General features: G+C 63.0%; 22 protein-coding genes, 1 tRNA gene and 2 pseudogenes. 18 read left to right on the top strand and 7 right to left on the bottom strand.

Annotated features, from left to right (window positions below; all coding sequences use genetic code 11):
- Positions 1-96: 96 nt before the first annotated feature.
- From tig to ACD578_RS10675, 6 genes and pseudogenes are all read left to right on the top strand, one after another.
- Positions 97-1463: pseudogene (tig, locus tag ACD578_RS10700) on the top strand (trigger factor).
- Between the two features lie 77 nt (positions 1464-1540).
- A complete protein-coding gene (locus tag ACD578_RS10695; protein WP_152716192.1) occupies positions 1541-2173 on the top strand; it encodes an ATP-dependent Clp protease proteolytic subunit in 633 nt (210 codons plus the stop codon).
- Between the two features lie 222 nt (positions 2174-2395).
- The gene (gene clpX, locus ACD578_RS10690; protein ID WP_152716194.1) at positions 2396-3664 is read left to right on the top strand and encodes an ATP-dependent Clp protease ATP-binding subunit ClpX; all 1269 of its coding nucleotides are present in this window, start codon (positions 2396-2398) and stop codon (positions 3662-3664) included.
- Between the two features lie 232 nt (positions 3665-3896).
- The gene (gene lon / locus ACD578_RS10685; protein WP_152716196.1) at positions 3897-6323 is read left to right on the top strand and encodes an endopeptidase La; all 2427 of its coding nucleotides are present in this window, start codon (positions 3897-3899) and stop codon (positions 6321-6323) included.
- A gap of 196 nt (positions 6324-6519) precedes the next feature.
- Complete coding sequence (locus tag ACD578_RS10680) at positions 6520-6798, top strand: HU family DNA-binding protein (protein WP_152716198.1); 279 nt, start codon at positions 6520-6522, stop codon at positions 6796-6798.
- Positions 6799-6989: 191 nt separating this feature from the next.
- Positions 6990-7065 (top strand) — tRNA-Val (locus ACD578_RS10675).
- Between the two features lie 45 nt (positions 7066-7110).
- On the opposite strand, the gene ACD578_RS10670 is transcribed toward ACD578_RS10675, so the two are convergent.
- From ACD578_RS10670 to ACD578_RS10650, 5 genes are all read right to left on the bottom strand, one after another.
- Positions 7111-7686, bottom strand: a complete 576-nt coding sequence (locus ACD578_RS10670) for a DUF1003 domain-containing protein (protein WP_404292909.1) — start codon at positions 7684-7686, stop codon at positions 7111-7113.
- A gap of 338 nt (positions 7687-8024) precedes the next feature.
- Positions 8025-8648: a DUF4142 domain-containing protein gene (locus ACD578_RS10665; protein ID WP_404292908.1), complete on the bottom strand. Its 624-nt coding sequence runs from the start codon at positions 8646-8648 to the stop codon at positions 8025-8027.
- A gap of 358 nt (positions 8649-9006) precedes the next feature.
- Positions 9007-9477: a hypothetical protein gene (locus ACD578_RS10660; RefSeq protein ID WP_404292906.1), complete on the bottom strand. Its 471-nt coding sequence runs from the start codon at positions 9475-9477 to the stop codon at positions 9007-9009.
- 157 nt (positions 9478-9634) lie between these two features.
- The gene (locus ACD578_RS10655) at positions 9635-11041 is read right to left on the bottom strand and encodes a DUF1254 domain-containing protein (RefSeq protein WP_404292904.1); all 1407 of its coding nucleotides are present in this window, start codon (positions 11039-11041) and stop codon (positions 9635-9637) included.
- Positions 11042-11055: 14 nt separating this feature from the next.
- The gene (locus ACD578_RS10650; RefSeq protein ID WP_404292902.1) at positions 11056-12480 is read right to left on the bottom strand and encodes a DUF1254 domain-containing protein; all 1425 of its coding nucleotides are present in this window, start codon (positions 12478-12480) and stop codon (positions 11056-11058) included.
- 991 nt (positions 12481-13471) lie between these two features.
- Here ACD578_RS10650 and ACD578_RS10645 point away from each other — a divergent pair.
- The gene (locus ACD578_RS10645; RefSeq protein WP_404292900.1) at positions 13472-14821 is read left to right on the top strand and encodes a DUF1254 domain-containing protein; all 1350 of its coding nucleotides are present in this window, start codon (positions 13472-13474) and stop codon (positions 14819-14821) included.
- Between the two features lie 284 nt (positions 14822-15105).
- On the top strand, positions 15106-16005 hold the full coding sequence (locus tag ACD578_RS10640; RefSeq protein ID WP_404292899.1) for a transporter: 900 nt from the start codon (positions 15106-15108) through the stop codon (positions 16003-16005).
- Here ACD578_RS10640 and ACD578_RS10635 read toward each other — a convergent pair.
- Positions 15997-16548 (bottom strand): ATP-binding domain-containing protein, encoded by a 552-nt coding sequence (locus tag ACD578_RS10635; protein WP_404292898.1) that lies wholly within the window; start codon positions 16546-16548, stop codon positions 15997-15999. The genes ACD578_RS10640 and ACD578_RS10635 overlap by 9 nt on opposite strands.
- 28 nt (positions 16549-16576) lie before the next feature.
- On the opposite strand from ACD578_RS10635, the gene ACD578_RS10630 reads away from it, so the two are divergent.
- From ACD578_RS10630 to ACD578_RS10615, 4 genes and pseudogenes are all read left to right on the top strand, one after another.
- Positions 16577-16870 carry a hypothetical protein gene (locus tag ACD578_RS10630; protein ID WP_404292896.1) on the top strand — a complete coding sequence of 98 codons (294 nt, stop codon included), beginning with the start codon at positions 16577-16579 and terminating at the stop codon, positions 16868-16870.
- A 775-nt stretch (positions 16871-17645) separates the two neighbouring features.
- Positions 17646-18020: pseudogene (locus tag ACD578_RS10625) on the top strand (DNA cytosine methyltransferase); the annotation flags it as partial.
- A gap of 26 nt (positions 18021-18046) precedes the next feature.
- Positions 18047-18391 (top strand): hypothetical protein, encoded by a 345-nt coding sequence (locus ACD578_RS10620; protein WP_404292895.1) that lies wholly within the window; start codon positions 18047-18049, stop codon positions 18389-18391.
- Positions 18388-18627, top strand: coding sequence for a hypothetical protein (locus tag ACD578_RS10615; protein WP_404292893.1), 240 nt, complete (start codon positions 18388-18390; stop codon positions 18625-18627). The genes ACD578_RS10620 and ACD578_RS10615 overlap by 4 nt, the downstream gene beginning before the upstream one ends.
- On the opposite strand, the gene ACD578_RS10610 is transcribed toward ACD578_RS10615, so the two are convergent.
- Entirely contained in the window at positions 18624-19070 is a 447-nt protein-coding gene (locus tag ACD578_RS10610) for a hypothetical protein (protein WP_404292891.1), read from the bottom strand. The two genes, ACD578_RS10615 and ACD578_RS10610, sit on opposite strands and share 4 nt — an antisense overlap.
- A 392-nt stretch (positions 19071-19462) precedes the next feature.
- Here ACD578_RS10610 and ACD578_RS10605 point away from each other — a divergent pair, with 392 nt between their 5' ends.
- The 6 genes from ACD578_RS10605 (at position 19463) to ACD578_RS10580 (ending at position 24428) form a co-directional block, all read left to right on the top strand.
- On the top strand, positions 19463-20650 hold the full coding sequence (locus tag ACD578_RS10605) for a tyrosine-type recombinase/integrase (protein ID WP_404292889.1): 1188 nt from the start codon (positions 19463-19465) through the stop codon (positions 20648-20650).
- Complete coding sequence (locus tag ACD578_RS10600) at positions 20647-21222, top strand: hypothetical protein (RefSeq protein WP_404292887.1); 576 nt, start codon at positions 20647-20649, stop codon at positions 21220-21222. The genes ACD578_RS10605 and ACD578_RS10600 overlap by 4 nt, the downstream gene beginning before the upstream one ends.
- Before the next feature lie 90 nt (positions 21223-21312).
- Positions 21313-21624 carry a helix-turn-helix transcriptional regulator gene (locus ACD578_RS10595; RefSeq protein WP_404292885.1) on the top strand — a complete coding sequence of 104 codons (312 nt, stop codon included), beginning with the start codon at positions 21313-21315 and terminating at the stop codon, positions 21622-21624.
- Positions 21621-21836: a helix-turn-helix transcriptional regulator gene (locus ACD578_RS10590; RefSeq protein WP_404292883.1), complete on the top strand. Its 216-nt coding sequence runs from the start codon at positions 21621-21623 to the stop codon at positions 21834-21836. Before ACD578_RS10595 ends, ACD578_RS10590 begins: the two co-directional genes overlap by 4 nt.
- A 124-nt stretch (positions 21837-21960) precedes the next feature.
- A complete protein-coding gene (locus ACD578_RS10585; protein WP_404292881.1) occupies positions 21961-22965 on the top strand; it encodes a toprim domain-containing protein in 1005 nt (334 codons plus the stop codon).
- A gap of 2 nt (positions 22966-22967) precedes the next feature.
- The gene (locus ACD578_RS10580) at positions 22968-24428 is read left to right on the top strand and encodes a VapE domain-containing protein (RefSeq protein ID WP_404292880.1); all 1461 of its coding nucleotides are present in this window, start codon (positions 22968-22970) and stop codon (positions 24426-24428) included.
- Positions 24429-24716 lie beyond the last annotated feature (288 nt).

Genomic DNA, 24716 nt, shown 5'->3' with positions numbered 1-24716 from the left:
TTATCCGGAGGCTCCGAGTGGCCTGGTTGACGGCATGACGCCGCATCGGCCGGAGCCTGACAGAAATTTTTCGAGTGGATGAAGGCGAATAAAACCATGCAGGTGACGGAAACACTGTCCCAAGGCTTGAAGCGAGAGTTCAAGGTCGTGCTCCCGGCCACCGAGTTGGAAGAGCGCCTGAACAGCGAATTGTCGACCCTCAAGGATCGCGTGCGGATCAACGGATTCCGCCCCGGCAAGGTGCCGGTGGGACATCTGCGTAAGGTCTATGGTCGCTCCGTCATGGCGGACGTGCTGCAGAATGCCGTCAACGAGGCCAACCGCAAGATCGTCGAGGACAACAATCTGAAGCTCGCCCACGAGCCGCAGATCCAGTTCCCCGAGAGCCAGGAAGAGGTCGAGAAGGCCATGGAGGCCAAGGGCGACCTGGCGTTCACCGTCGCTCTCGAGGTCCTGCCGGTCTTCGAGCTTGCCGATCTCTCCGACGTGACGGTCAAGAAGCCGGTGGCCGATGTCACCGATGCCGAGATCACCGAATCGCTCGAGCGGATGGCCAAGCAGAACCGCTCCTTCGAGCCGAAGGAAGGCGCTGCGGTCGATGGCGACCGGGTGGTCGTGGATTTCGTGGGCCGTATCGACGGCACCGAGTTCGAGGGCGGCAATGGCGAGGACATCCGGGTCGAGCTCGGCTCCAACACCTTCATCCCCGGTTTCGAGGACCAACTCCTCGGCCTCAAGGCCGGCGACACCAAGCTCGTGAAGGTCACCTTCCCGGTGAACTACATGGCGGCCCATCTGGCCGGCAAGGATGCCGAGTTCGACGTGACCGTGAAGGAAATCGAGGCTCCGGGCGAGCTGAAGATCGACGACGAGATGGCCAAGGGCTTCGGCATGGACTCTCTGGACAAGCTCAAGGACGCGATTCGCGATGCCATCAAGCGCGATTTCGACGCCCAGTCCCGCCGCAAGGTGAAGAAGGATCTCCTTGATTCCTCGACGCCAAGTACAGCTTCGAGCTGCCTCCGACCCTGGTCGAGCAGGAGTTCGCTGCCGTGTGGTCGCAGGTCGTCGGCGACATGAAGTCGAACAACCGCACCTTCGAGGACGAGAGCACCACGGAAGACGAGGCCAAGGCCGAGTACCGGAAGATCGCCGAGCGTCGTGTTCGCCTCGGCTTGGTCCTTGCACAGATCGGCGAGAAGACCGATATCAAGATCTCCGACGATGAGGTGACTCAGGCCCTCATCGAACGGGTCCGTCAGTACCCCGGCCAGGAGCGGCAGGTTTGGGAGTTCTACCAGAAGAACCCACAGGCCCTCGCTGAAATCCGGGCTCCTCTGTTCGAGGAGAAGGTCGTCGACCAGATCCTGTCCCAGGTGAAGGTGGATGAGGAGACCGTCTCCAAGGATGCGCTCTTCAGCGATGAGGACGAGGACGGAGAGAAAGCCGGCAAGGGCGAGTAACGCTCCTTTAAGCGTCTCGCTGCTTGCATGAATTGCACGGCCGCGCACCCGCGCGGCCGAATTGGAGCAGTGAGACAATGAGAGATCCGGTAGCGCTCTTTAACAATACGCTCGTCCCGATGGTGGTTGAGCAGTCGAACCGCGGCGAGCGCGCATTCGACATCTATTCGCGCCTCCTGCGCGAACGGATTATCTTCCTCACGGGTCCTGTCGAAGATTATTCGGCCTCGCTGATCGTGGCACAGCTTCTGTTCCTCGAGGCCGAGAACCCCAAGAAGGAAATCTCCTTCTATATCAACTCGCCCGGCGGCGTCGTGACCTCGGGCCTGTCGATCTACGACACGATGCAGTTCATCCGCTGCCCGGTCTCGACCCTCTGCGTTGGCCAGGCCGCCTCCATGGGCTCCCTTCTGCTGACCGCCGGCGAGAAGGGAATGCGCTTTGCCCTCCCGAACGCCCGCATCATGGTCCACCAGCCCTCCGGCGGCTATCAGGGCCAGGTCACGGACATCATGATTCATGCCCGCGAGAGCGAGGCCCTCAAGCGCCGTCTGAACGAGATCTATGTCGGCCATACGGGCCGTAACTACGAAGAGATCGATCGGGCGCTGGAGCGCGACAACTTCATGACCGCCGAGGCGGCCAGGGAGTTCGGCCTCATCGACCAGGTGATCGAGAAGCGTCCCGAGCCGGCCGCCACCCCGGCGTAACCCTTAAAACCTGGGGACAATATTCCACCGGGTGCGTCTTTTTGCCGGGTAACCCCGTTTCTATTGATCGCGCGGCCTCCGCGTGATTGCATGTGGATTCGGGAGACAGGGCGATTTGGGCGTTCAACTCTTAGCGACGGAACATTTTATTAGGTCCGTCGCCTATAACTTAAGAGTGTTGGGTCGGCAGGAGCTGTCCCGGCACGGATTGGAGATGTGATAATGACCAAGGCTGGCGGCAACGACTCCAAGAGTACGCTGTACTGCTCCTTCTGCGGCAAGAGCCAGCATGAGGTTCGCAAGCTGATCGCTGGCCCGACGGTTTTCATCTGCGATGAATGCGTCGAGCTGTGCATGGACATCATCCGCGAGGAGTCGAAATCGTCTCTCGTGAAGTCCCGCGACGGGGTTCCGACCCCGAAGGAAATCAGCCGCGTTCTGGATGACTACGTGATCGGCCAGGAGCACGCCAAGAAGGTGCTCTCGGTGGCGGTCCACAACCATTACAAGCGCCTCGCCCATGCGACGAAGCACAACGACGTCGAACTGGCCAAGTCGAACATCCTGCTGATCGGGCCCACCGGCTCGGGCAAGACCCTGCTCGCGCAGACCCTGGCCCGGATCCTGGACGTGCCCTTCACCATGGCGGATGCGACGACCCTGACCGAGGCGGGCTATGTCGGCGAGGATGTGGAGAACATTATCCTCAAGCTGCTCCAGGCCTCCGACTACAATGTCGAGCGGGCACAGCGCGGCATCGTCTATATCGACGAGATCGACAAGATCTCCCGCAAGTCCGACAACCCGTCCATCACCCGCGACGTGTCGGGCGAGGGCGTGCAGCAGGCTCTCCTGAAGATCATGGAAGGCACCGTTGCCTCCGTGCCTCCCCAGGGCGGCCGCAAGCACCCGCAGCAGGAATTCCTGCAGGTCGACACCACGAACATCCTGTTCATCTGCGGTGGCGCCTTCGCCGGGCTTGAGCGGATCATTTCCGGCCGCGGCAAGGGTACGTCCATCGGCTTCGGTGCGACGGTCCAGTCCCCCGACGACCGCCGCACGGGCGAGATCTTCCGCGCCGTCGAGCCTGAGGATCTGCTGAAGTTCGGCCTCATCCCCGAGTTCGTCGGCCGTCTGCCGGTTCTGGCGACGCTCGAGGATCTCGACGAGGACGCCCTCAAGAAGATCCTGCAGGAGCCCAAGAATGCCCTGGTGAAGCAGTATCAGCGTCTCTTCGAGATGGAGAACGTAAACCTGACCTTCCAGGACGAGGCCCTCTCCATGATCGCCCGCAAGGCGATCGAGCGGAAGACGGGTGCCCGCGGTCTACGTTCGATCATGGAAGGCATCCTGCTGGAGACCATGTACGACCTGCCGGGTCTCGATTCCGTCGAGCAGGTGGTGATCGGTCCCGAGGTGGTCGAGGGCAAGGCCAAGCCGCTCTTCATCCATGGCGAGCGCAACGATCAGGCGGCAAGCGCCAGCGCCTAAGGGGCAGCCAGGGGGCTCCCTTCATGAACCGATGTGTTGTGGGCAATCTTCTTGAAACAGTAAGCCCACAACGCCACATTATCTCTTGCGCCGGTGCTGTTCGCTCATGTTGCGAGGGAGAGCCCGGGGTACCGGATGCAGCCCATAACAAGAGCCTGAGCATTCCGGTTATTCGTCTGACATCCAGCTCATCCGAGGGGATCGCCGGACGCAGTCAAAAGGATACCGTCTCATGACACAATCGAAGCCACGTCAGCCTGTCGTTCCAGGCTCGACCGGAACCTATGCGGTTCTGCCTCTGCGCGACATTGTTGTCTTTCCACATATGATCGTGCCGCTCTTCGTCGGCCGTGAAAAGTCGATCCGCGCGCTTGAGGAAGTGGTTAAGGGGGACCGTCACATTCTTCTGGCCACCCAGATCGATGCGACAGATGACGATCCGTCAACGGATGCGATCTACAAAGTCGGCACCCTGGCCAACGTCCTGCAACTGCTGAAGCTGCCCGACGGCACCGTGAAGGTGCTGGTCGAAGGCGCGAGCCGCGCCCAGGTGAATGCCTATACCCGCACGGATGAATATTACGAGGCCGAAGCCGAAGCGCTTCCGGATGCACTCGGTGATCAGGTGGAGGCCGAGGCTCTTGCCCGCTCCGTCGTGTCCGAGTTCGAAAACTACGTGAAGCTCAACAAGAAGGTGTCGCCGGAGGTCGTGACCGCCGTGACCCAGATCGACGAGCCCGCAAAGCTCGCCGACACGATCGCTTCGCATCTCGCCATCAAGATCGCCGACAAGCAGGCGATTCTCGAAACCGCTACCGTCGCCCAGCGCCTCGAAAAGGTGCTCGGCCTGATGGAGAGCGAGATCTCCGTTCTCCAGGTCGAGAAGCGGATCCGTACCCGCGTCAAGCGCCAGATGGAGAAGACGCAGCGCGAGTACTACCTCAACGAGCAGATGAAGGCGATCCAGAAGGAGCTCGGCGACGACGAAGGTCGTGACGAGCTGGCCGAGCTCGAAGAGAAGATCGAGAAGACCAAGTTCACGAAGGAAGCCCGTGAAAAGGCGCTGGGTGAGCTGAAGAAGCTCCGCCAGATGTCGCCCATGTCGGCGGAAGCCACCGTCGTGCGCAACTATCTCGACTGGCTGCTCGGCATTCCGTGGAACCGCCGCTCGAAGATGAAGAAGGACCTCAAGGCCGCCCAGGATCTGCTCGATTCGGATCACTACGGTCTCGACAAGGTCAAGGAGCGCATCGTCGAGTATTTGGCCGTGCAGCAGCGCGCCAACAAGCTCACGGGCCCGATCCTCTGCCTCGTCGGTCCTCCCGGCGTGGGTAAGACCTCGCTCGGCAAGTCGATCGCCAAGGCCACGGGCCGCGAATTCGTGCGCATGTCGCTCGGCGGCGTCCGTGACGAGTCGGAGATCCGCGGTCACCGTCGGACCTATATCGGCTCGATGCCCGGCAAGATCATCCAGTCGATGCGCAAGGCCAAGACGTCCAACCCTCTCATCCTGCTCGATGAAATCGACAAGATGGGCATGGACTTCCGCGGCGACCCGTCGGCGGCCCTGCTCGAGGTTCTCGACCCTGAGCAGAACTCGACCTTCAACGACCATTACCTGGAAGTCGATTACGACCTCTCCAACGTGATGTTCGTGACGACGGCCAACACGCTCAACATCCCGGCCCCGCTCCTCGACCGTATGGAAGTGATCCGCATCGCGGGTTACACCGAGGAGGAAAAGGCCGAGATCGCCCGCACCCACCTGATCCCCTCGGCCATGCAGAAGCACGGTCTGGCGCAGAAGGAGTGGAAGATCGGCGATGAGGCTCTGCTCATGCTGATCCGCCGCTACACCCGCGAGGCGGGTGTGCGTAACCTGGAGCGCGAGCTCGCCAACCTCATCCGCAAGGCCGTGAAGGAGATCCTGATCTCCAAGGTCAAGGCCGTCGAGGTTACGACCGACAACCTGCCCGAGTTCCTGGGACCGCCGCGCTATCGCTACGGCGAGGCCGAGACTGAGGATATGGTCGGCGCCGTCACGGGCCTGGCCTGGACGGAGGTCGGCGGCGAGCTTTTGACCATCGAAGGCATCATGATGCCGGGCAAGGGCAAGATGACCGTCACGGGCAACCTGCGTGACGTCATGAAGGAATCGATCTCGGCTGCGGCGTCCTACGTCCGCTCCCGCGCTCTCGATTTCGGCGTCGAGCCGCCCCTGTTCGACCGTCGGGACATCCACGTGCACGTGCCGGAAGGCGCGACGCCCAAGGACGGCCCATCGGCCGGCATCGCCATGGCGACCGCTATCGTCTCCGTCATCACCGGCATCCCGGTTCGCCGCGATATCGCCATGACGGGCGAGGTGACGTTGCGGGGCAGGGTGCTTCCGATCGGCGGCCTGAAGGAGAAGCTCCTGGCGGCTCTCCGCGGCGGCATGAAGAAGGTGCTGATCCCGGAGGAGAACGCCAAGGATCTGGCGGACATCCCGGCCAGCGTGAAGAACGGTCTGGAAATCGTGCCGGTCTCCATGATGGATCAGGTTCTTCAGCATGCGCTTGTGCGCATACCGGAGCGCATCGAATGGGATGAGGCTTCGGAGCTCAAGGGTCACAAGCCGGGCGTCGAGGACGACTCGGCCGGGGTGATCGCCCACTAAATCCAAACGCATGACGTTACGGTAGAAGCCCCTGGACCCCGGTCCAGGGGCTTCTTTTTTGATGAAAACTGCAAATAATCGGCTGATTTCAGCCACTTCGGGGCTTGCTTACGGACAAGCTTTGCGCCAAACGAGTTGTCCCTGAAACGGTGGACCATTTCCTTTGCGACCGCCGTGATCACTGGAGGATATGACGATGAATAAAGGCGAGCTCGTTGCGGCAATCGCCGACAAGGTGGGCCTTTCGCGTGGCCAGGCTGGCGACGCGATCGACGCCGCCATCGAGGCGATCACCGGCGCTCTGAAGAAGGGCGACGAGGTGAAGATCGTCGGTTTCGGCACGTTTGTGGTGACAAACCGCGCTGCCGGTGAGGCGCGCAACCCGCGCACTGGCGAGAAGGTCAAGGTTCCCGCTTCCAAGACCCCCAAGTTCCGTGCTGGCGCGGGCCTGAAGGATGCCGTCAACGCGAAGTAATCGCATTTGAGCGGTGTTCGCCTGCGTATCGCGCGGAAAAGCGGATCCGGTCTTCTGCACCGTACGATGCGTCATTAAAGAGAGTTAACATCGGATTGATCCCGAAAGTGCATTCCACTTTCAGGTCCGATGCTTTAAGAGGGCCGACGACGCTTGCGTTGTTGGCCTTCTCTTTTTATGTCAGGCCCATCGGGCGGTTAGCTCAGTTGGTAGAGCTTCGGTTTTACACACCGCAGGTCGGGGGTTCGAGTCCCTCACCGCCCACCATCTCCCACAGGATGAACAGCCTTCATCGAGCCCGGCTCTTCAGGGCTAATGGCTGTCTTCGTCTTCGGTCAGTCTGTCGAGCACTTTCTCCGGCGCGACGTGCCGCTCCAATTCTTCCAAGGTGGGATCGTTCGCCTCTCGGATGCCGAGGTGCTCGGCAATCGCACGAGTCAGCGTCAGCAGGCGCGTGATCTCATGCTCCGAGAGCAGATTGGTCTGAAGATCCAGTTCCGAGCGCCGATCAGCCTCTGCAGAAGCACGATTCTGGCTGATCAGCACGAAGGTCGAGAGGAAGATCGCCTCGACGGAGGCGAAGGTCGCGAGGATGACGAAGGTCGGGTCGAAGGCCGGCACGCCGGGGACGAGGCCGAGATTGGCCGCGACCCAGCCTGCCACCAGCCCCAGGTGGACGTAAACGAAGGCCATGCTGCCGGAAAAGCGGGTAATGACCTCCGCGATGCGATCCTGCAGACTGGCCTTCTTCTCCTCGTCCTGCCGCTTGCGCCGCAAGGCGTCTATGTTGCGCTCGAGAACGGAGGTGAAGCCGGGAGGCTGAGCTGGAGGGGCGCTCGGACTGTCCTGCCGTGCGGTTGCTCGATATTCCACGTTGCTTTTCGTCACGGTGATGTCCTTCTCCAAGCGTCACCTAGCCGAATAAGAACGACCGGTTCTGGCAAGAGTTCAGGCGTGAGAGTGCAAGCAGAAGGCTTCGGGCGCGGCATCCGGAACGGGAGGTCCGCGTCAGCGAAATGCAGGTCCTGGTTGCCGCATCAACGATTCGCCGCATGTCGATGAGAGCATCTACCATGGGTTGGAACGCCGCACCTCGGCTCATGAAACATTCCGGCTTGGACTGGGTTGGGGAAGGATCCCTCCAAGGATTGCTCCTGAGACTCACCCGCTCCAGCCTCGACTGGGGCGGGCTTTTTCGTATCTGAGGTCGTTAAGCCGACCGCACCTTATCGCAAGGTCTTCTGCATCTCTTCGAGCATGGCGATATGCTCACGGATATGCCCGCGGGCCATCTTGGCGACATTCGTGTGCTCGCGGTTCTGAGGGTTCGACTGCAGATAACGCTCCTGCACTTGGAGCAGGTCGCGGTGGCCTTGCAGCTGGGCCTGCAGGTACATCTTGTCGAATTCAGCTCCGGCTTGCTGGTTCTGCATCTTCTGCATCATGTCGTGGGCTGACGCGTCCATCTGCATGGGCGGCACGTTCATGCTGGAGGGATTAGACTGGCTGCCAGTCGATCCCGTTGCCGCCGTAGCGGCAGGCTCCATCATCGAGTGCAGCACCTCCGAGAGCGTGGTCTGCTCCTGGACCTCGAAATTCGCAAAGCGCTTCAGATCTTCGCTGCGTACCTTGTTCATGGCGACGCGGCTCGATTCCAGGGCCACCATGCCAAGCTGCAACGTCTGCTGCATGTGCTGCATATCGGCTTGACTCATCTGCCCACCTGTCTGGTTCATCGGCATGGTTCCGGATGAGCCTGACGGCATGGCAGGGGAGGAGCCGCTCGTCTGGGCCAGGGCTGGGGCAACGACAAGCGCGGCGAGGCCGCCGAGTAGGGCACGACGATCCATCTTGTTCTCCTGCTGAAAGTCCCGGCTCGGCCGCGACACGCTGGAGAAGCGCTCGACTCTGGGCCGCCGTCAGGGGCCGAACGCTATGAGTGCTGCTTTGTTTCAGCTGGACTGAAAGGAGAGCGTATTCTGAGGCCTCGCCCGGCCCCACACGGCAAAAAGCCAGCCCTGCGGCCGGCTAATTCAGCTTCAGCAACTCATGGAAACGAATGGTCGGAGCGAGAGGATTTGAACTTTATATGCGGTCGACCTGTTCAGTGTGTATGTTCATTCGCCGGTTTGTAGGTACTGCGGGTGAGCGTCGGCTTCAGTCATTCCGACTTGGATGCTAAGCCCACCCACTGCTCTCAAATACTCCTTAGGCTGCGGTATTCTGATCTGTACGGCACCACTTTGGGGCCGTCCGCTTCTCTCGCATTCCGAGGATGAAATAGGAGGAGAACTCGCTGGCGGCTTCGGTCACATCCATCCCGGCAGGGATCAGTTTCGATGCCTGAACGGCATCAGACATGGCCTGGGCGACGCTCGGATACTCATAGTGCTCAGGCTTTTCGGGTGCATAAGTTGCCTGGTTGGCTGCATCCGCGAGAATGACGGTCTGGATCATCCGCAGGAATTGCTCGGCCTTGCTGACGACTGTGTAGTCATGCCGTTCGGAGCCATATCTAGCAAACCAACCCGGGTTCGGACGCCGGTCATTATTCGCGGCTTCCCAGAAGTCACAGAACTCCTTCGCAGCTGTCGCGCCATCCGTTTCGTCAGGGATGAGGCTCGCAGCGCGGACGGCCTCATCAATCCGGATGAATGTGCCAGTGCCCGTCGCCTGCAAGGGACGCTCCTTCGTCGCTCTACGCCCTTGCAGGCTGTGCGCGTCAGCGGTGGCGGGACGCCGCGACGGCGGCTCCGGGGATCAGGCTCAGTTCACCCCAACCTCGGACGGGACGTCCGATGGAACTTTCCTGGCGCACGGATCGGTCCACAGCGAACTACTGCATGCGCCTTACTGCTGGCAGCCGATACGATCCGTCGAGCACCGGCGTCTCCGGCCCGTAGAGGCGCATGGTGAGATTGAACGGGCCGGACGGCGCAGGCAGCCAGTTCGATGTGTCGGCGGGACGGTCCTTCTGGATGAGGATCGTCAGCGACCCATGAGCGTCAGGCTTCAGCCCGTCCGTCGTGCTGCCGATGCTGTAGCGGTCGAACTCGTTCTCCACGAACAGCATGTCGGAGCCGTACATCGCCATGTTCCAGAACACGGAGACGGGCGGCAGCTTGCCGGCATCGAAGCGCAGGACGTACTTCCGTTCTCCCGTCAGGCCCTCGCCTTTGTCGTCGACGGCCGTGTTGGGGTAGAGCACCTGGTCGGAGAGCTGGGCGCCAAGCTCGTACTTGATGAGCGCCGCACGCAGGCCGGGATCATAGCCTGCGCGTCCGCCGGAAAAGGTGTACTTCCAGCCGTTGGCGGTCTCGCCCGCCGCCTCCCACTTCCTGTCGACGATCTGCTCGCCTGCCTTCGCGGCGCGGGCCAGGCCGCGCCGGGTCGGCTCATCCAGCGTATGCCACTCGAACCCTTTGCCGACGCTCAGTCCGATCTGGCGGAATGAGGCGACGAGGGTGTCATCGGAGTCGGCCGAGGCCGGCAGCCTCTGGCTCATCGCATACCCGAGTTCGTCGAAGAAGCGGAGGTCCTGCGGGGCCTTGCTGTCGTTGGTCGCCATCAGGGGCCGCTCGGCCGGTGGCTTGTGGGCCAGCCCATCCCTCAGGTAAGCGGACAGCGGCATCAGGTGAAAACCCTCCTGGGCCTCGACGGCCTTGGGCAGATCGGCCGCGCCCTTAGCCAGGATACGCACTGCGGCCACGCCGATCTTGGTGCGCAGTCTCACCTCGGTCATGTCACCGGGCACGGCCCCGGCAAAGTCCGGGCCGGTGATGACATAGACGCCCGGCTGCGGTCCCTTGATGCCGCCGATGTTGCGGGCGACCTCGTCGAATGAGTCGCCGATCTGGACCAGATACCAGCGCGGCTCCGTCAGGGCGGGCACGAACACCACGACCGGTTCGGCCGTGAGATCCAGCGTCCCATAGGCATCGACCGTGACGTTGTTGGGCGTGACGACGAACCTGTCCTTGGCCGTCTTGAGTTCCGGGAACCGACGGAAGTCGTTGATGTAGGTGCCCCCGGCCACGATGCCCTTCGGAGTCGAGAGGCTGTAGTAGCGGAGCGGATAGCCCCACAGGAAGGCTTGCAGGCCGAGCGCGTAGGCATTCTCCTCGCGAGCCTGTTCAGCGGACAGCGTGGTGCTTGGCGAAGTCTGGGCGTGGACGGCTTGCGACATGACTGGAATCGCCAGCAGGAAGGTTGCCCCGATCGTCGCGATGGTCAATTTGTGCATGACATGGTCTCCGATCATTGCGCCGCGACCTTCTCGATGTCCGGCAGCGTCCAGGTCTTCTCGAACAGCGGCTTCCCGGGGCCGTAGAAACGGACGAGCACCTCGAACCGTCCGGCCGGATCGGTCTCCACCCAGTTCGAGTCCTTGCCTGCCGGAGGCCTGGGGCCGAAATAGAGATCGGTGGTCCCGTCCGCATTCTTCTGCAAGGCAGGATCCTGCGAGGAGCGGCTCAGGCGAGAGGCGCCGCGGATCAGCGTATGGGTCTCACGGTTGTAGACCACCGCCGACCAGTATTGGGACGCCGGCACATTCGCCGGGACGGCGAGGCGGTAATGGCTGCCGCCCTCGAGCGGTTGCCCCTGCCGGTCCTTGCTGCCCATCAGGTAGAACTGGCCTGCCCCGAGATGCTTGACGGTCGAGAACGCCCAATAGTCCGTCAATCCGCGCGCATCGGTGGGGTAGCTGTCGGGCGTCTCGTAGAAAGTCGACGAAGCCTCGACCAGGCCGGGGGCGGCGGGAAGCGCCCATCGGGCGCCTTCGAAATAGGGCACGAAGACGGTGTCGAAGCGCAGGCTGAGCCAGGCTTGCGCCTCCTTGGCGGCGGCTTCGATCAGCAGTTTCGTCCTGTCGTCCGGATTGAACGGCTTGCCCTTCTCGATGCCGATCGACTTCAACATGTCGATCATCACCTTGTCGCGCTCCAGCCATGGCTCGGCCTGCACCATGCGGTCCAGCGACTGGAAGAAGCGCAGGTCGTAGGGGATCGTGGAATCGAACACGATGCCGGCCGCGTCGATGAACGTCGTCGCCGGCGGGTTGTCGGCCTGGGACAGCGGGTAGAGCTTGATCCGCCTGCCGTACGCAACCGCCTTGGCGACGTCCGCGTCGCTGCTGCTCTTCACGATGGACCGCAACAAGGCGTAGCCCTGATACGTCATGGACGGCAGCGCGATGTAGCCAGCCGGCACGTCGCCTTTGTAGTCGGGCGGCAGGATCAGGTACTTGCCGCCCTTGCCCTTGTCGACCCCCGCCGGGCCGACGTCTTCGAGCGCGGCCTGCCAGGAATCCATGATGGTGCCCGTGATCGAGCCATCGTCGACCGGGGGGATCTCCAGGACGATGGGCCCGACATCCTTGGTGTTGAAGAACGGCTTGAAGTAGGTCGTGTCGGGATTGGGTGTCAGGGTCTGGTTCTTTGAATCGAGGAACCCCGACCAGTAGACGATCTGGTTGAAGTCGCCCTTGGCGTCGCGGATCATCGCCTGGACCATGCGGTCATAGTTGACCGCCGGGATGCCCCAGTTGACGGCCTCGACCGCTCGCCGCGCGATGGTGCGGTCGACCAGATCTGAGGCCGTCGATGGCGGCTGCCCTTGTGCCACGGCCGAGAGGCTGGCCATGGCTGCGAGGGCGGGTATTGCGAACAGGATCCGTGTCATCGTGACCTCCGAATTGTCTCCCGAGCAGGAGCGTTCGCCAGATCACGGCATGTAAGGAGACCAGTGTGCCTCGGTGCCCGGCTCAATCATTTTCAAGATAGGCGACTTGCTGATGTCAGGTATCGGGTGAAACCCTGAGATCCGGACAGATTCGACCTGAAAGCTCAGGCGCCGTGAATACCGGCAGCCTCCGACCGCAAGGGCACCGCAACGGGATCGGGATCGCCGTGGGATCCCGTCTCGGTTCGGTGACACACCTCAGACGCGGGACCGTTTCGCCGTCGACTGGGATCGTCATGGCGCCGCGCATTGATCAACTGGACCGAACCTGCCGGTCGCGGGTTCCGGCGAGCAATGCCAACGGAAGGGACAAACCAGGGTTTGCCCCAATCGGTTTCAGGGCGAACCCCCATAGACCCGGGCCGCGGATGATCCGACACTGCCGATGGGCCAGGACGGGAGCAACCGCCCTTGCGGTCCTCATCGGTCAAGTGGATGTCCCGCGGGGTCGAGCAAGCTCGGATGGCTGGGTTACGATGCGTCCCGACAGGAAGGTCCTGATCGTGTCCGCCAGCGCGTCAGCGTGGCAGCGAACGCCCTCTCAAGGACGGATGCCATGGCTGATGCGGATTTGGTCAAGCGGAACTGGATCGCTGGCGTACTCGGTCGGGGAACTTCCATCGGAACGCGCCCATCAGGCTGAACTCAACGGAGGCGACGGATGAAGCCAATCGGACTTCTGGCAGCAACCGCGGTCTGCGCCGCACTGGTCCTGCCCCGCCCGGCCGCCGCCTAGACGGCGCCAGCCATCCCGCCCTCGGTCACCACACCGGACAGGATCGAGACCCGCATCGGCACGCTCGATTTCAAGGACGGCGCACCGAGCGCTTCGACCCTGGAGAAAGCCTATGACGCCATCGACTTTGCCAACGCGCAGCGCGCGTTCGCCGACACCCTCCAGGGCGTAAGCCTGCACGCGATCCACAAGGGCTTGCAGAGCGTCGGCGTCAAGGACAACGAGGCCATCATCTTCTCCGAGTTGATGGACGCCAAGTCGCTGTGGCTGACCACCAATGCCGACACGATCTACGCCGTCGGTGCGCTCGATCTCACCAAGGGCCCCATGGTGCTGGAGGTTGCGCCGGGATTCCTCGGCGCCGTCCAGGACCATTGGTTCCGCTGGATCATCGATGTCGGTCTGCCCGGGCCTGATCGCGGCGAGGGCGGAAAGTACCTGATCGTGCCGCCGGGCTACGCCGGTCCGCTGCCGAACGGCGGTTTCTCGATCGCCCACTCCCGGACGAATGTCGCCCTCTGGTTCGCACGCTCGTTCCTGGCCGATCACAAGGATCCCAAGCCGGTGGCCGACACCATCCGGAAGTTCACCAAGGTCTACCCGTACGAGGCCGGCGGTGTCGGTACCCCCATCGCCGAGTTCCTGGAAGGCAAGGCCCCGCTCGGGCGCATCAGTCCGCCGCCGCCGCTCGTATTCCACGAGGCCAGCGGCAAGGCGATGAACACCCTTCCGCCGAACGACTTCAGCTACTTCGAGATGCTCAACGAGATCGTGCAGCAGGAGCCGGCCACCTCGCTCGACCCCGAGCTGATGGGGCCGATTGCCGCCATCGGCATCGTCAAGGGCAAGCCGTTCGCCCCCGACGAGCGCATGAAGACGATTCTCACCGAGGCGGTGGCGCAGGCCAACGCGATCTCGCGCAGCCTGTTCATGCATCCGCGCGATCCGAGCTGGTTCTACTATCCCGGCTCCGCCTGGATGAACCCGCTCTTCGTGTCCGGCTATGAGTTCGAGACGCCGATCCCGGACATCACGCGCGAGGGTGCCAAGCCCTTCCCCGCGACGGGCTACCGGCAACTGGACGCGCGTCGATGGTACTTCTACGGCGTCACCGGCATCACGCCGGCCATGGCCATGCGTGTGACGGGCATCGGCTCGCAGTATCTCTTCGCCACGCTCGATGCCGACAAGCAGTACTTCGACGGCGGCAAGACCTACAAGGTGACGCTGCCCAAGGACATTCCGGAGGCGAACTTCTGGTCGTTGACGCTCTACGACAACCAGACGCGCTCGATGCTCGACACGCCGCAGCGCTTCCCGCGTGCCGGCAACCAGAGCTATCCGTCGCCCGCCACCGAGCCGAATGCCGACGGCTCCACGACAATCCATCTCGGCCCCACCCAGCCAGCCGGCATCGCGCGGGGCAACTGGATCCAGACGATGCCCGGCAAGGGCTGGTTCGCGATCCTGCGCCTGTACAGCCCGCGAGAGCCGTTCTTCGCGAAGGAATGGCGGCCGAGCGAAATCGAAGTGGTCGCCCGATAGTGCCGATCCGGCGGGGATATGTCCCCAGACACCTCGAAGAGAGGTCGAGGGCGGCAATCCGATGTGGCAGGACCCGCGCGGGCCAAGCAAAAGGCCCCGGTCCCGCGCCGATGCTAACGCCTGCCAGAGGATGCCATGAGGCTGCCCGTCCGCATCGTCCGCGCCGACGCGACACCCCCCTGACGGGCCAGTGAGGAACTGCAATGGACAGCGGCGGGCAAATAGGTTGACATGGCTCCGCACCTGGCAGGGGCGGGCGGCGGCACTGCGGAGGAGAGCTTTCAATGAATGGACTCATGCGGTGGGCGTTGGGCCGTTTCGGCCGGGGTGTCGCGGGCGGCATCCTGCCGGTGGTGGCGGGCCTCGCGCCGGCGTTGGCGCAGGATGCGGATCTTGCCAAGAAGCTCAGCAATCCAGTCGCTAGCCTGATCAGCGTGCCGTTCCAGTTCAACTACGACGGCAGGATCGGCCCCAACGACGGTGGGCGGGCGACCCTGAACATCCAGCCGGTCATTCCCATCGCGATCAATCCCGAATGGAACATCATCTCGCGGACGATCCTGCCGGTGATCTCACAGTGGGGCCTCGCGCCGGGCCTCGGCCGTCAGTTCGGCCTGGGGGACACCGTTCAGAGCCTGTTCCTGTCGCCGCAGGACCCGGGGCCGGGCGGCCTCATCTGGGGCGTCGGCCCGGCCGCTCTCCTGCCCACCGCGACGGACGACCTGCTCGGCCAGGGCCGGTGGGGCGCGGGCCCGACCGCCGTCGTGCTCAAGCAGTCCGGCCCGTGGACGGTGGGCGCCCTGGCCAACCACATCTGGTCGGTCGGCGGCGGCACCCGCAGCGGGACCGACCCCGTCAACTCGACGTATTTCCAGCCCTTCATCTCCTATACGACCGCCGATGCCTGGACTTTCTCGCTCAACACCGAGTCCACCTACGACTGGGCAAACGACAAGCTGACCGTTCCGGTCAACGCCGTGATCGCCAAGCTGATCAAGGTGGGGACACAGCCGGTGAGCGTGTTCGTTGGCGCGCGCTACTACGCGCTCTCGCCGGAGGCGGGTCCGGAGGGACTTGGAGTGCGGGCCGGGTTCACCCTCCTGTTCCCGAAATATGGGGAGCCATCCACGCCCCGCCGCTTGTTCCGTGGCCTTGTTGCAAGATGCCTTGCACGATTAGGCTGACGGCCTCCACGGCCAGCGGAAGCCCACCTTACGCGCTTCGGATGCCCAGGGACGGGTCAAGGCGATCTGGACCGCCTCTGGATCCCCGACCAGCACGACCTGCTTCTCCGCCCGTGTGATAGCCGTAGAGAGCCAGGCCGGGTTGAGAAGCGCCGTCCTGTAGACCGGCACGATGATGCGCCCCGCTTGGCTTCCTTGGCACTTGTGGCAGGTGACGGCGTGGGCCAGCGCCATGTCGATCAGGCTCCCCTCGGACGCGGCCGCATCCGAAGTTCCCTCCGCGGAGAACGTGATCTCCCGCTCATCGAACCGAGCCACGACCCGGCGGGCGCGCTCGTCGACGGAGACGACCCGGCCCATGCTGCCGTTGAAGAGGGCGAGGCTGTAGTCGTTCCGGAAGTGGATGCATGGGTCGCCCGGGCTGAACCACTCGCTCAGGTGCCCCTTCACGCAGGCGAGGTTCTCCCCATCCACGCGCCTTCTCTGAAACAGCCGGTTGAGGGTGGAGACACCGGCCCAGGAGGCTGCCGTGCTGTAAGCCATCAACCTCGATGACGATCTCTCGCCGCTTGTGGTCGCGTCCGGCGACGAGACGGTCACCTTCTCAATCGACATCGATGCCACGGTGGACTTTGATGCGGAGTTCAGCTTCTCCGGGAAGGACGGCATCGACCGGGATCATGTACCGTTGGGATCCTCGTCCGCGAGCACGACGGAGGTCATCAAATTCCCGATGGTGATCACGGTCACAAGGAGCGTCGATCCGTTGCCCGAACTCGTGGATGCTGAAGTGAAACGGACCAGAATCACCGCCAATTTCGGCTATGTGGAGCCGGATTGGTCTGAAGAAGCCTACGAAGAGTAGCACTCCCAACCGGCCCGGCCGCACAGCGCCACGGCGAGGGCGACCAGGGTTGGGTTGCGAAGCGCCCGCCGAAGCCGACTTGCCGGCATCATGCCCCTCGAACCTGCGAAGCCGAAGTGGCGTGCGATCACGCCCGCTTGGACTGTTCAGACCGCATGCTTCTGTCGGATTCCAGCTGAACAGGCAGAACCTTCTGGTTTCCTTACCCGCACAGCGTTTGCGCGGTGGCTGAACAGCCCCGAGGACCCCGGATAAATGCGACCGACGTCCTCGGGCGCAAGGGATCGGACGCCTTCAGGGATTGCTGGCCGAGAAATAAGAAAGGGCCGGGTCGACCGTGTCGACCCGGCCCTTTTCGAGAGCGGCGAAATCAGCTAAGTGCTTTATTTCATTACTTTTTTCGTCCGAGCGCCGAGATTTTAATTCGGGACCCCTAGTCCCCCAGACTCAAATACTAAAGGGGCTAAGTCATTGTGATTCCACAATGTAAGTGACCCCGAAAGTGCCAACCTTGGGACTTTTGGAGTCCTTATACGGCCTTGCGCGGCCTTATACGGTCTTAGTCGACTCTAAGCGGCACTCCACGAGTCTGCACGGCAATCGGTGACAGTAATTCTGGTAGTAAAAATCAATGGCGCTGCTGCAGTCATAGTGTAGGTTTCTCATGTTAAAGTAATTGCCTGCGCGACTTTTGAAAGAGAGCAGATTGTTTGTACTATCTCGGCCACCGAATGTGACATCTAGTGGGGCCAATAACTAATGAATAATCAGGAATATGAATGAGCTGGCTCTTTTCGCAGGCTCTGGTGGAGGAATACTCGGCGGGCACTTGCTTGGATGGCGAACAGTCTGCGCAGTTGAACGTGATGCCTACGCCGCTTCGGTTCTAGCGCAAGGACAAAACGATGGATACCTCCAGCCTTTCCCGATTTGGTCTGACGTTGAGAGTTTTGACGGAAGACCGTGGCGCGGCGTTGTTGACGTCGTTTCTGCCGGCTTCCCCTGTCAGGACATCAGCAAGGCCGGCAAGGGAGCCGGCCGGGCCGGAGAGCGGAGCGGGCTGTGGTCGCACATGGCCGGGATCGTTCGCGAGATACGACCGCGCTTCGTCTTCGTGGAAAACTCCCCAGTACTCACTTCTCGAAGGCTTGGACGAGTTCTCGGTGACTGGCCGAGATGGGGTTCGAGGCGGAATGGGGTGTCATATCTGCCGCCGCCGTTGGCGCTCCCCATCTTCGCGAGCGGATCTGGCTTGTCGCCCACTCCAACAGCGAGCGATTGGAGGGGCAGCACGGGAGACGGCTCCAGGTACGGGACGCTGGCGGAGTTGGTCGCTATGAGGGATGGGCAGGCATCGACAGGAAAAGCTTACCCACACCCTATGCTCTGCGAGCGGGTCATGGGCTGGCCAACTGGATGGACAGAATTAGAGCCACTGGGAACGTCCAAGTTCCACAAGTGGCAGCAACAGCATTCTCCATTCTCGCTGCCAAAGCAGATGAAAGCGGCCGCCTGAAATGAGCGATCTCGACGAAATTCTGCGCGTCGGTTCCGACGACATTCTCTACCGCTTGCGCCAGGAGGAGGCCGAGCGGGCCGACGAGATCCGGCGCTGGCGGCGAAACTCGCACAGTGGGAGCATAGCCCAGGCCGACCACTACCACGATCTGGCTGGCGATGCTGCGCGCGAGATCATCCGTCTGCGACTTAAGCTGAAGGAAGCCGGGATGGGGTACATGCCGGAGAACCCGCGCTAGGCCGCACCTTGGATTCGGTCGTACTCGGCGTGGCTGAGTTTCAGCTTCACGGGAAGGCGTCGCCAACTCGGGTGCTGAAGCGAGCGCCAGAGCAGAATGAGCCAGGACGGTAGGTCATGATTTTCGGGCCGCCGATCCACGGCTAGGATCGGCAGGTACTTTGTTTCCTCTGAGTTCAGAATGAACTCCGGGGCCACACCAACCGAAGCATCGACAGCCGAGTCGACCGACGAGTCCTTCCAAACCTGGAACAAGCCTGTTGTCGCCTCAATGCCGAGAACGTGGACTTTGTGCTCGGCCGTGTTTGTGACGGCTACATGCATATAGACGTTCGCGCCGAACCGTTCCGGGCAAAGCTGCATGCTCGGCTGGTCCTTGAGAGCCAAGTCGAGCGCCTTGCCCAGAAGCGAGATTGCTGGGCCTGCCAAACTGTAGACCGGCACTTCCACTACTCCCCTACGTCCTTGGCTCACACCATAGCTTGGCCTTAACAGCCGGGGAACGTCAGCCTCAAAATCCTTGGGACTTCCTTGGGACTTTCTGCGGCGTAACGTGCGATTCCGCGGCCTTTTGCGGCCAAAACAGGAACGGCGCCACATGGGCGCCGATGCAAATTTCTCTTTTTTCAAGGGGTTTAATGGTCGGAGCGAGAGGATTTGAACCTCCGACCCCTAGTCCCCCAGACATGCCATACGACATGACGGGAATGGACGCGACATGACGAAACCATTGCGTGGCAAGGGTTTATCATGACATAAGACGACACGAGACGACAGCAAAGGACATCATCTTGTGTCCCCAGCGTGTCCCCAGCCACTCTTGCCGTCGGTCGCCTATGCCCAAGATTGCCCTCTCCGAAGCCGTCCTCGCCAAGCTCAAGCCGCCCGCTGAAGGCCGTCTAGACCTGACCGACGCCAAGGTGCCCGGTCTGACCCTGCGCGTGACACCGAGCGGTGCTGCTTCGTGGTGCCTGCGCTACCGCCCTAAAGGCGGAAAGCCGGAGAGGCTGACCATCGGCCCGCTAGCCGCCATTCCACTCCACGAAGCCCGCAAACGCGCCAAACGACTCATCGGCGAGATCGCCGATGGACAGAGCCCGCAGGCCATCCGCCGCGCCGCCTCCGGGGCCCTGTCGTTCGAGGCTATGGCCGACCGCTACCTCGGCGAGTACGCCAAGCCGAACAAGTCCAGTTGGAAGAACGACGAAGGCTATCTCAGGCGCGCCAGAGCGGCCTGGAAGGGTCGCACGGCCGAGAGCATCACCCGGTCCGACGTGGTGGCGCTTCTGGAGATGATCCGAACCACCGCGCCGGTCTCTGCCAACAGGACGAGAAGCGTGCTGGTCACCCTGTTCAACTGGGCCGTGGAGTCAGGACTCGTCGAGATCAGCCCTGCCAGCGGCGTGAGAGCCAGGGCGAAAGAAGCCCCGCGCGAGCGCGTGCTGACACCTGACGAGATCGAGGCGTTCTGGGACCTGACCGCACCCGAAGGCGGCATGGACCCGAACGTTGCGGCAGCCCTGCGTTGCATCCTGCTGAGTGGTCAGCGGCCAGCCGAGATCGCCGGACTGATGCACTCCGAGATCCGCAACCTCGATGATCCGACCAATGCCCGCATCGAGCTTCCGGCACAGCGGATGAAGGGACGCAGGCCACACGTCGTGCCGCTGGCCCCGATAGCCGCAGGGCTTATCGACGTCGGCCTCGCCCGCAACCTCGGCTCCGAAGCGGTGTTCGCCAGCGCCTTTGCTAGCCGGGTCACCCTCGCCCGCCACAGCCTGTCCCAGGCGCTGCGGCGCAAGGGGCTCAGCTACACTCCGCACGATCTGCGCCGCACCTGCCTGACCGGGCTGGCCAGCCTGGGTATCCCGCGCGAGGACCGTCTCGCCGTGGCGGCGCACGCGCCCTCCGACATCCATGGAGCGCATTATGACAGATACGAGCGCCTTAAGGAAAAGCGCGCGGCGCTCGAAGCCTGGGAAGCACGCCTCCGCGAGATCGTAAAGCCGGATGAGACGCTATGAAAAAGGCGACGGCGAAGCGATTGGCGGGCTTGGCGGACGTGCTCGACGCCTATCTCGGCTGCGGTTCCGCCCAGGCCGCAGCCCTTGCCAGAATCATCCTGGACGCCGCAGCCGCCGAGCATGGCAACCCCGGAGCCGCGTTCGTCAAAGAGCGCAAGGCACTGCACAGGGTTCTGGCCGAGGCCGAGCAGGCGCTCAAAGCCCAGGCCAGGGCCATAGACGCCTTCGACCTGCCCGCCGCCATCGCCATCCAACAGATGCGGGTCGTCCGCGAGGGCACACCCCTGCCGCCCTCCCGCACCGGCCGCCCGTGGGCCTGGGGCCGGACGTGCCTGTGGCCAATCCTCGCTGCGATGTGGTGCCGATTCCATATCGACGTGGATCGTATCCCAGCCACGGAAAACAGTCCCTTCGTCGGCCTTGTCGACGCGGTCCACAGCGCGCTCGGCATCGATCCACCTAATGAGCGAACAGTTTGCCGGGCGATCCCGCTCATCAACCGCAACCTGCATTTCTGGCAGATGCTCGCGCCCGACTTCAGGACTCTCGCGGTGTTCTATCACCGCAGCTAGCGACCGACCGGCAAAACGACTTTCGGGTTGTGCCGGTCAAAGGGGTTTCCGGTTCTGGCAGGGTGAGGTCTTCGATCAACGGAGGCCCGTATGACCGACACCAGGAAAGGTGCAAAGCACAGCATGGCCGGTCGGGAAATCCCCTTGCCTCGCGATGTCATCAATCTGCTGCTCGCGGGATTTCCCGACCGCGCCATCGACCGGGAGACGGTGAGCTTGGCGACCGGCCTGCCCGCGCCGACCCTTGTCGAAATGGTTCACGCGGGTACGTTCCCGCCACCCGTGCGCCTCGCGCCGAACCTTCACGGCTGGCGCGTGTCGGACGTGGTGGAATGGCTGCGGGAGCGACCGTTCGTGGAGCATCTTGCTGACAGCGGCTGGGCTGAGCGGAGGCGGGCATGAGCGCCAAGACGGCAAGCCCAACCGCCCAGAACGGCAATCCCCGCAAGCTCGTCAGCCGCAAGCAACTCGCCGAGCGGCTCGGCGTGTCGGAGCGCACCATCATGCGCCTTGAGGAGAGCGGCTACCTGCCGCCGCCGGTCCGGGTCGGACAGCGCCGAGTCGGCCACTGGGAGGACACCGTGCCCAGGCAGCCCAACGGCCACAGCCTCTGAACGAGAAAACCCGCCGCAGGCTGATGGGCAGCGCCGCGACGGGGAAGGATCGTCTCACGGAACAATCCTACCCCGGCAACGTCCATCCGTCACCTGCGGCTTCCCGAGACCTTCGGTGAAGCCCATGACGATCAGGACCAGCCAAGACAACGATTTCGCCGCCCTAGGCCGGGCCTGCCTGCCGGGACTGGAGGCGCGCGTGCGGCAGGCTCTGCCGGACGGCCATCGCGAGGGGCATGAGTGGGTGGCGAGGAATCCGCGCCGGAATGACCGCAGGCCGGGCTCGTTCAAGGTAAACCTGCGCACCGGACGCTGGGCTGACTTCGCGTCGGAGGCCAGAGGCGGCGACTTCATCAGCCTCCACGCCTACTTGCACGGCCTGTCGCAGATCGAGGCGGCATGTGAGATCGCGAAGGATCTCGGCTTGCAGCGCCGAGACGGCGTGCCGGTTCAAGCCCGCGCGTGGCCCGGCCCAATGCCGCCGCAGACCATGCGCGCTGCTCGCCGGGACAGTGCTTGCGCCTCGGCCTTCGCCCAAACTTTGTGGCGCGAAGGCGTCGATCCCAAGGGCACTCTGGGCGAGATGTATCTCACCGGGCGCAGGCTCATCCTCATCGACGACATGCGGCTGCGGCTGTTGCGCTTTCATCCGAGCTGTCCATTCGGCAAGGACGACGGTGGCCTAACGATCCGGCGGCCCTGCCTGCTGATCGCGTTCCAGCGGCCGCGCGGAGACCCCAACGAGCGCGAGCCGCCGCCCGCTATTCACCGGATCGGCCTGAACCCGGATGGCTCGAAGATAGGCAAGATGATGCTCGGCCCGGTCGCCGGGCTCGTGATGAAGGTCTCGCCGGACTGGCGGGTCGAGCAGAGCTGCGGCCTTACGGAGGGGCTCGAAACGGCACTCGCCGTGCGCCTATCGGGCTGGGAACCGGTCTGGGCGGCAGGCTCTGCGGGTGCGCTGAAATCCTTTCCGGTGCTGCCCGGGGTCGGCAGCCTGACCGTCTTCGCCGATCCCGGCGCGGCAGGCGAGACGGCGGCCAGGGCCTGCGCGGATCGCTGGGCGGCATTCGCCGACGTCACCATCAACATCGCCCCCGACAACGGGGATTGGGCCGACGAGGATTGATCATGCCGCGCGCTAGGCATCCTGACGATTATCCCAGGCTGGCCAAGCGGCACAAGGTCATCCCACGCCGGGACGAGCCGCAGCCGAACGGCCCGGATCATCCGGGCACGGCAACGTCATCGAACGGACCCAACCCCAGCGAGCCCGACAGCATCCCGGTCCCGAACTGGCGCGAGCGTTACAAGAGCCGACATCCGAAGCCCTCGCTTCACAACGCCCGCCTCGCCATCACGGCGATCGGAGTCGCGTGCCGCAACGACCTCTTTCACAACAAGCTCTTATTCGGCTACCAGAGCGACTCCTTCCACCACGCCCTTCACCGGCTCATCGGCGAAATCTCCGACCACGGCATCGTGCGCCTGCGGACGATCCTGTCGGACCGGTTCGGGTTCGACCTGACCGAGAAGCATGTCCGCGACGCTGTCACATCCTTGGCGCTCGAGCACTGCTATGACCCGGTCGTTGACATGTTGGCCGAAGCCGAAGCCGCCTGGGACGGCGAGGAACGCCTCGACCGCATGGCCGTCGATTACTTCAACACGGAGGACACGCCCTTCAACCGGGCGGCCATGCGCAAGCTCATGATTGCTGCCGTGGCCCGCGTGCGCGAGCCCGGCTGCAAGTTCGACACCATTCCCGTCCTGGAATCGGAGGAGGGGCTCGGCAAAAGCACAGCCCTGCGGCTGCTCGCCATGTCCGACGACAACTTCTCCGACGCGGCCATAATCGGAAAAGACAGCCGCGAGGTGCAGGAGAACTTGGCCAGCGTCTGGATCCATGAGAATGCCGAGCTGGGCGGCATGAAGAAAGCCGAGGTCGAGCAGGTCAAGAACTTTGCCAGCAAGCGGTACGACGAGGCACGACCGGCCTACGGCCATTACTGGAAGAGCCAGCCGCGCCACTCCGTCGAGGTGGGCACCACCAACGCTGACACCTACCTCCAGTCGCAGACCGGCAACCGGCGCTTCTGGCCATTGAAGATCCTGGCGCGGATCGACCTGGACAAGCTGAAGCGGGATCGTCTCCAGCTCTGGGGCGAGGCCGCCTACTGGCAGAGCAAGGGGGAAAGCTTGGTCCTGGACGAAGACCTGTGGACGGCGGCCGGTGAGGCGCAGGAGGAGCGGCGGGTCAAGGATCCGTGGGAGGACGCGCTGGCGAACATTCCGAAGGTGGCCAGCGTGTGGAATTCCGAACTGTACCAACACGAAAACGTCCAGATCATCCACGTTGTGGGCGGACAGGAGAGGGTCGCTAGCGAGGATCTCCTCGCCCATGTGTTGAAGATTCCAGTCGGCCAGCAAACCCGGAACGACGCCATGCGGCTCGCCGAAGTCATGAAGACTCTGAACTGGGAGCGGCCGCCGCGCAACAACAAGATGGCGATCCCCGGCAAGCCTAAGCAGGTGCGCGGCTACTTCAGGCGCGTGCCGATCCCGCCCGAAGGTGAACAGCTCAGCTTCTAAACCCACCTAGCCGACCAACCTATCCGTTTCCTTGGAGGTGTGTGTTTTCGCGCCCCTCCGGCACACCCTTGTAGGGGCATTTGTGCGCCCCGTAAGTCTTCGACATATAGGTTGGTTACGTTGGTTAGGTTGGTAATGTCGAGGGATTGCATTGGCGTACGTCAACCAACCATGCGGCTGGAGGTTGGTCGCGGAGGAGGCGAGGTTGGATTTTTCCGCAAAACGCGGAGATGAAGCGGGAGCCGGGCGATGATTGATCGTCGCGCTGGGTCTTCTGCGGAGAGCATC

The sequence above is a fragment of the Microvirga sp. RSM25 genome (assembly GCF_044784385.1).
Classification (GTDB): domain Bacteria; phylum Pseudomonadota; class Alphaproteobacteria; order Rhizobiales; family Beijerinckiaceae; genus Microvirga; species Microvirga tunisiensis.
Note: the sequence above shows the minus strand (reverse complement) of the source record. Positions and strands in the feature narration are given on the sequence as shown.

Bases quoted from the DNA above. Each gene is read 5' to 3' on its own strand.
- ACD578_RS10695 (WP_152716192.1), top strand. From the start codon at position 1,541: ATGAGAGATCCGGTAGCGCTCTTTAACAATACGCTCGTCCCGATGGTG.
- clpX (WP_152716194.1), top strand. From the start codon at position 2,396: ATGACCAAGGCTGGCGGCAACGACTCCAAGAGTACGCTGTACTGCTCC.
- lon (WP_152716196.1), top strand. From the start codon at position 3,897: ATGACACAATCGAAGCCACGTCAGCCTGTCGTTCCAGGCTCGACCGGA.
- ACD578_RS10680 (WP_152716198.1), top strand. From the start codon at position 6,520: ATGAATAAAGGCGAGCTCGTTGCGGCAATCGCCGACAAGGTGGGCCTT.
- ACD578_RS10665 (WP_404292908.1), bottom strand. From the start codon at position 8,648: ATGGATCGTCGTGCCCTACTCGGCGGCCTCGCCGCGCTTGTCGTTGCC.
- ACD578_RS10655 (WP_404292904.1), bottom strand. From the start codon at position 11,041: ATGCACAAATTGACCATCGCGACGATCGGGGCAACCTTCCTGCTGGCG.
- ACD578_RS10650 (WP_404292902.1), bottom strand. From the start codon at position 12,480: ATGACACGGATCCTGTTCGCAATACCCGCCCTCGCAGCCATGGCCAGC.
- ACD578_RS10640 (WP_404292899.1), top strand. From the start codon at position 15,106: ATGAATGGACTCATGCGGTGGGCGTTGGGCCGTTTCGGCCGGGGTGTC.
- ACD578_RS10635 (WP_404292898.1), bottom strand. From the start codon at position 16,548: ATGGCTTACAGCACGGCAGCCTCCTGGGCCGGTGTCTCCACCCTCAAC.
- ACD578_RS10620 (WP_404292895.1), top strand. From the start codon at position 18,047: ATGGGGTTCGAGGCGGAATGGGGTGTCATATCTGCCGCCGCCGTTGGC.
- ACD578_RS10615 (WP_404292893.1), top strand. From the start codon at position 18,388: ATGAGCGATCTCGACGAAATTCTGCGCGTCGGTTCCGACGACATTCTC.
- ACD578_RS10605 (WP_404292889.1), top strand. From the start codon at position 19,463: ATGCCCAAGATTGCCCTCTCCGAAGCCGTCCTCGCCAAGCTCAAGCCG.
- ACD578_RS10600 (WP_404292887.1), top strand. From the start codon at position 20,647: ATGAAAAAGGCGACGGCGAAGCGATTGGCGGGCTTGGCGGACGTGCTC.
- ACD578_RS10595 (WP_404292885.1), top strand. From the start codon at position 21,313: ATGACCGACACCAGGAAAGGTGCAAAGCACAGCATGGCCGGTCGGGAA.
- ACD578_RS10590 (WP_404292883.1), top strand. From the start codon at position 21,621: ATGAGCGCCAAGACGGCAAGCCCAACCGCCCAGAACGGCAATCCCCGC.
- ACD578_RS10585 (WP_404292881.1), top strand. From the start codon at position 21,961: ATGACGATCAGGACCAGCCAAGACAACGATTTCGCCGCCCTAGGCCGG.
- ACD578_RS10580 (WP_404292880.1), top strand. From the start codon at position 22,968: ATGCCGCGCGCTAGGCATCCTGACGATTATCCCAGGCTGGCCAAGCGG.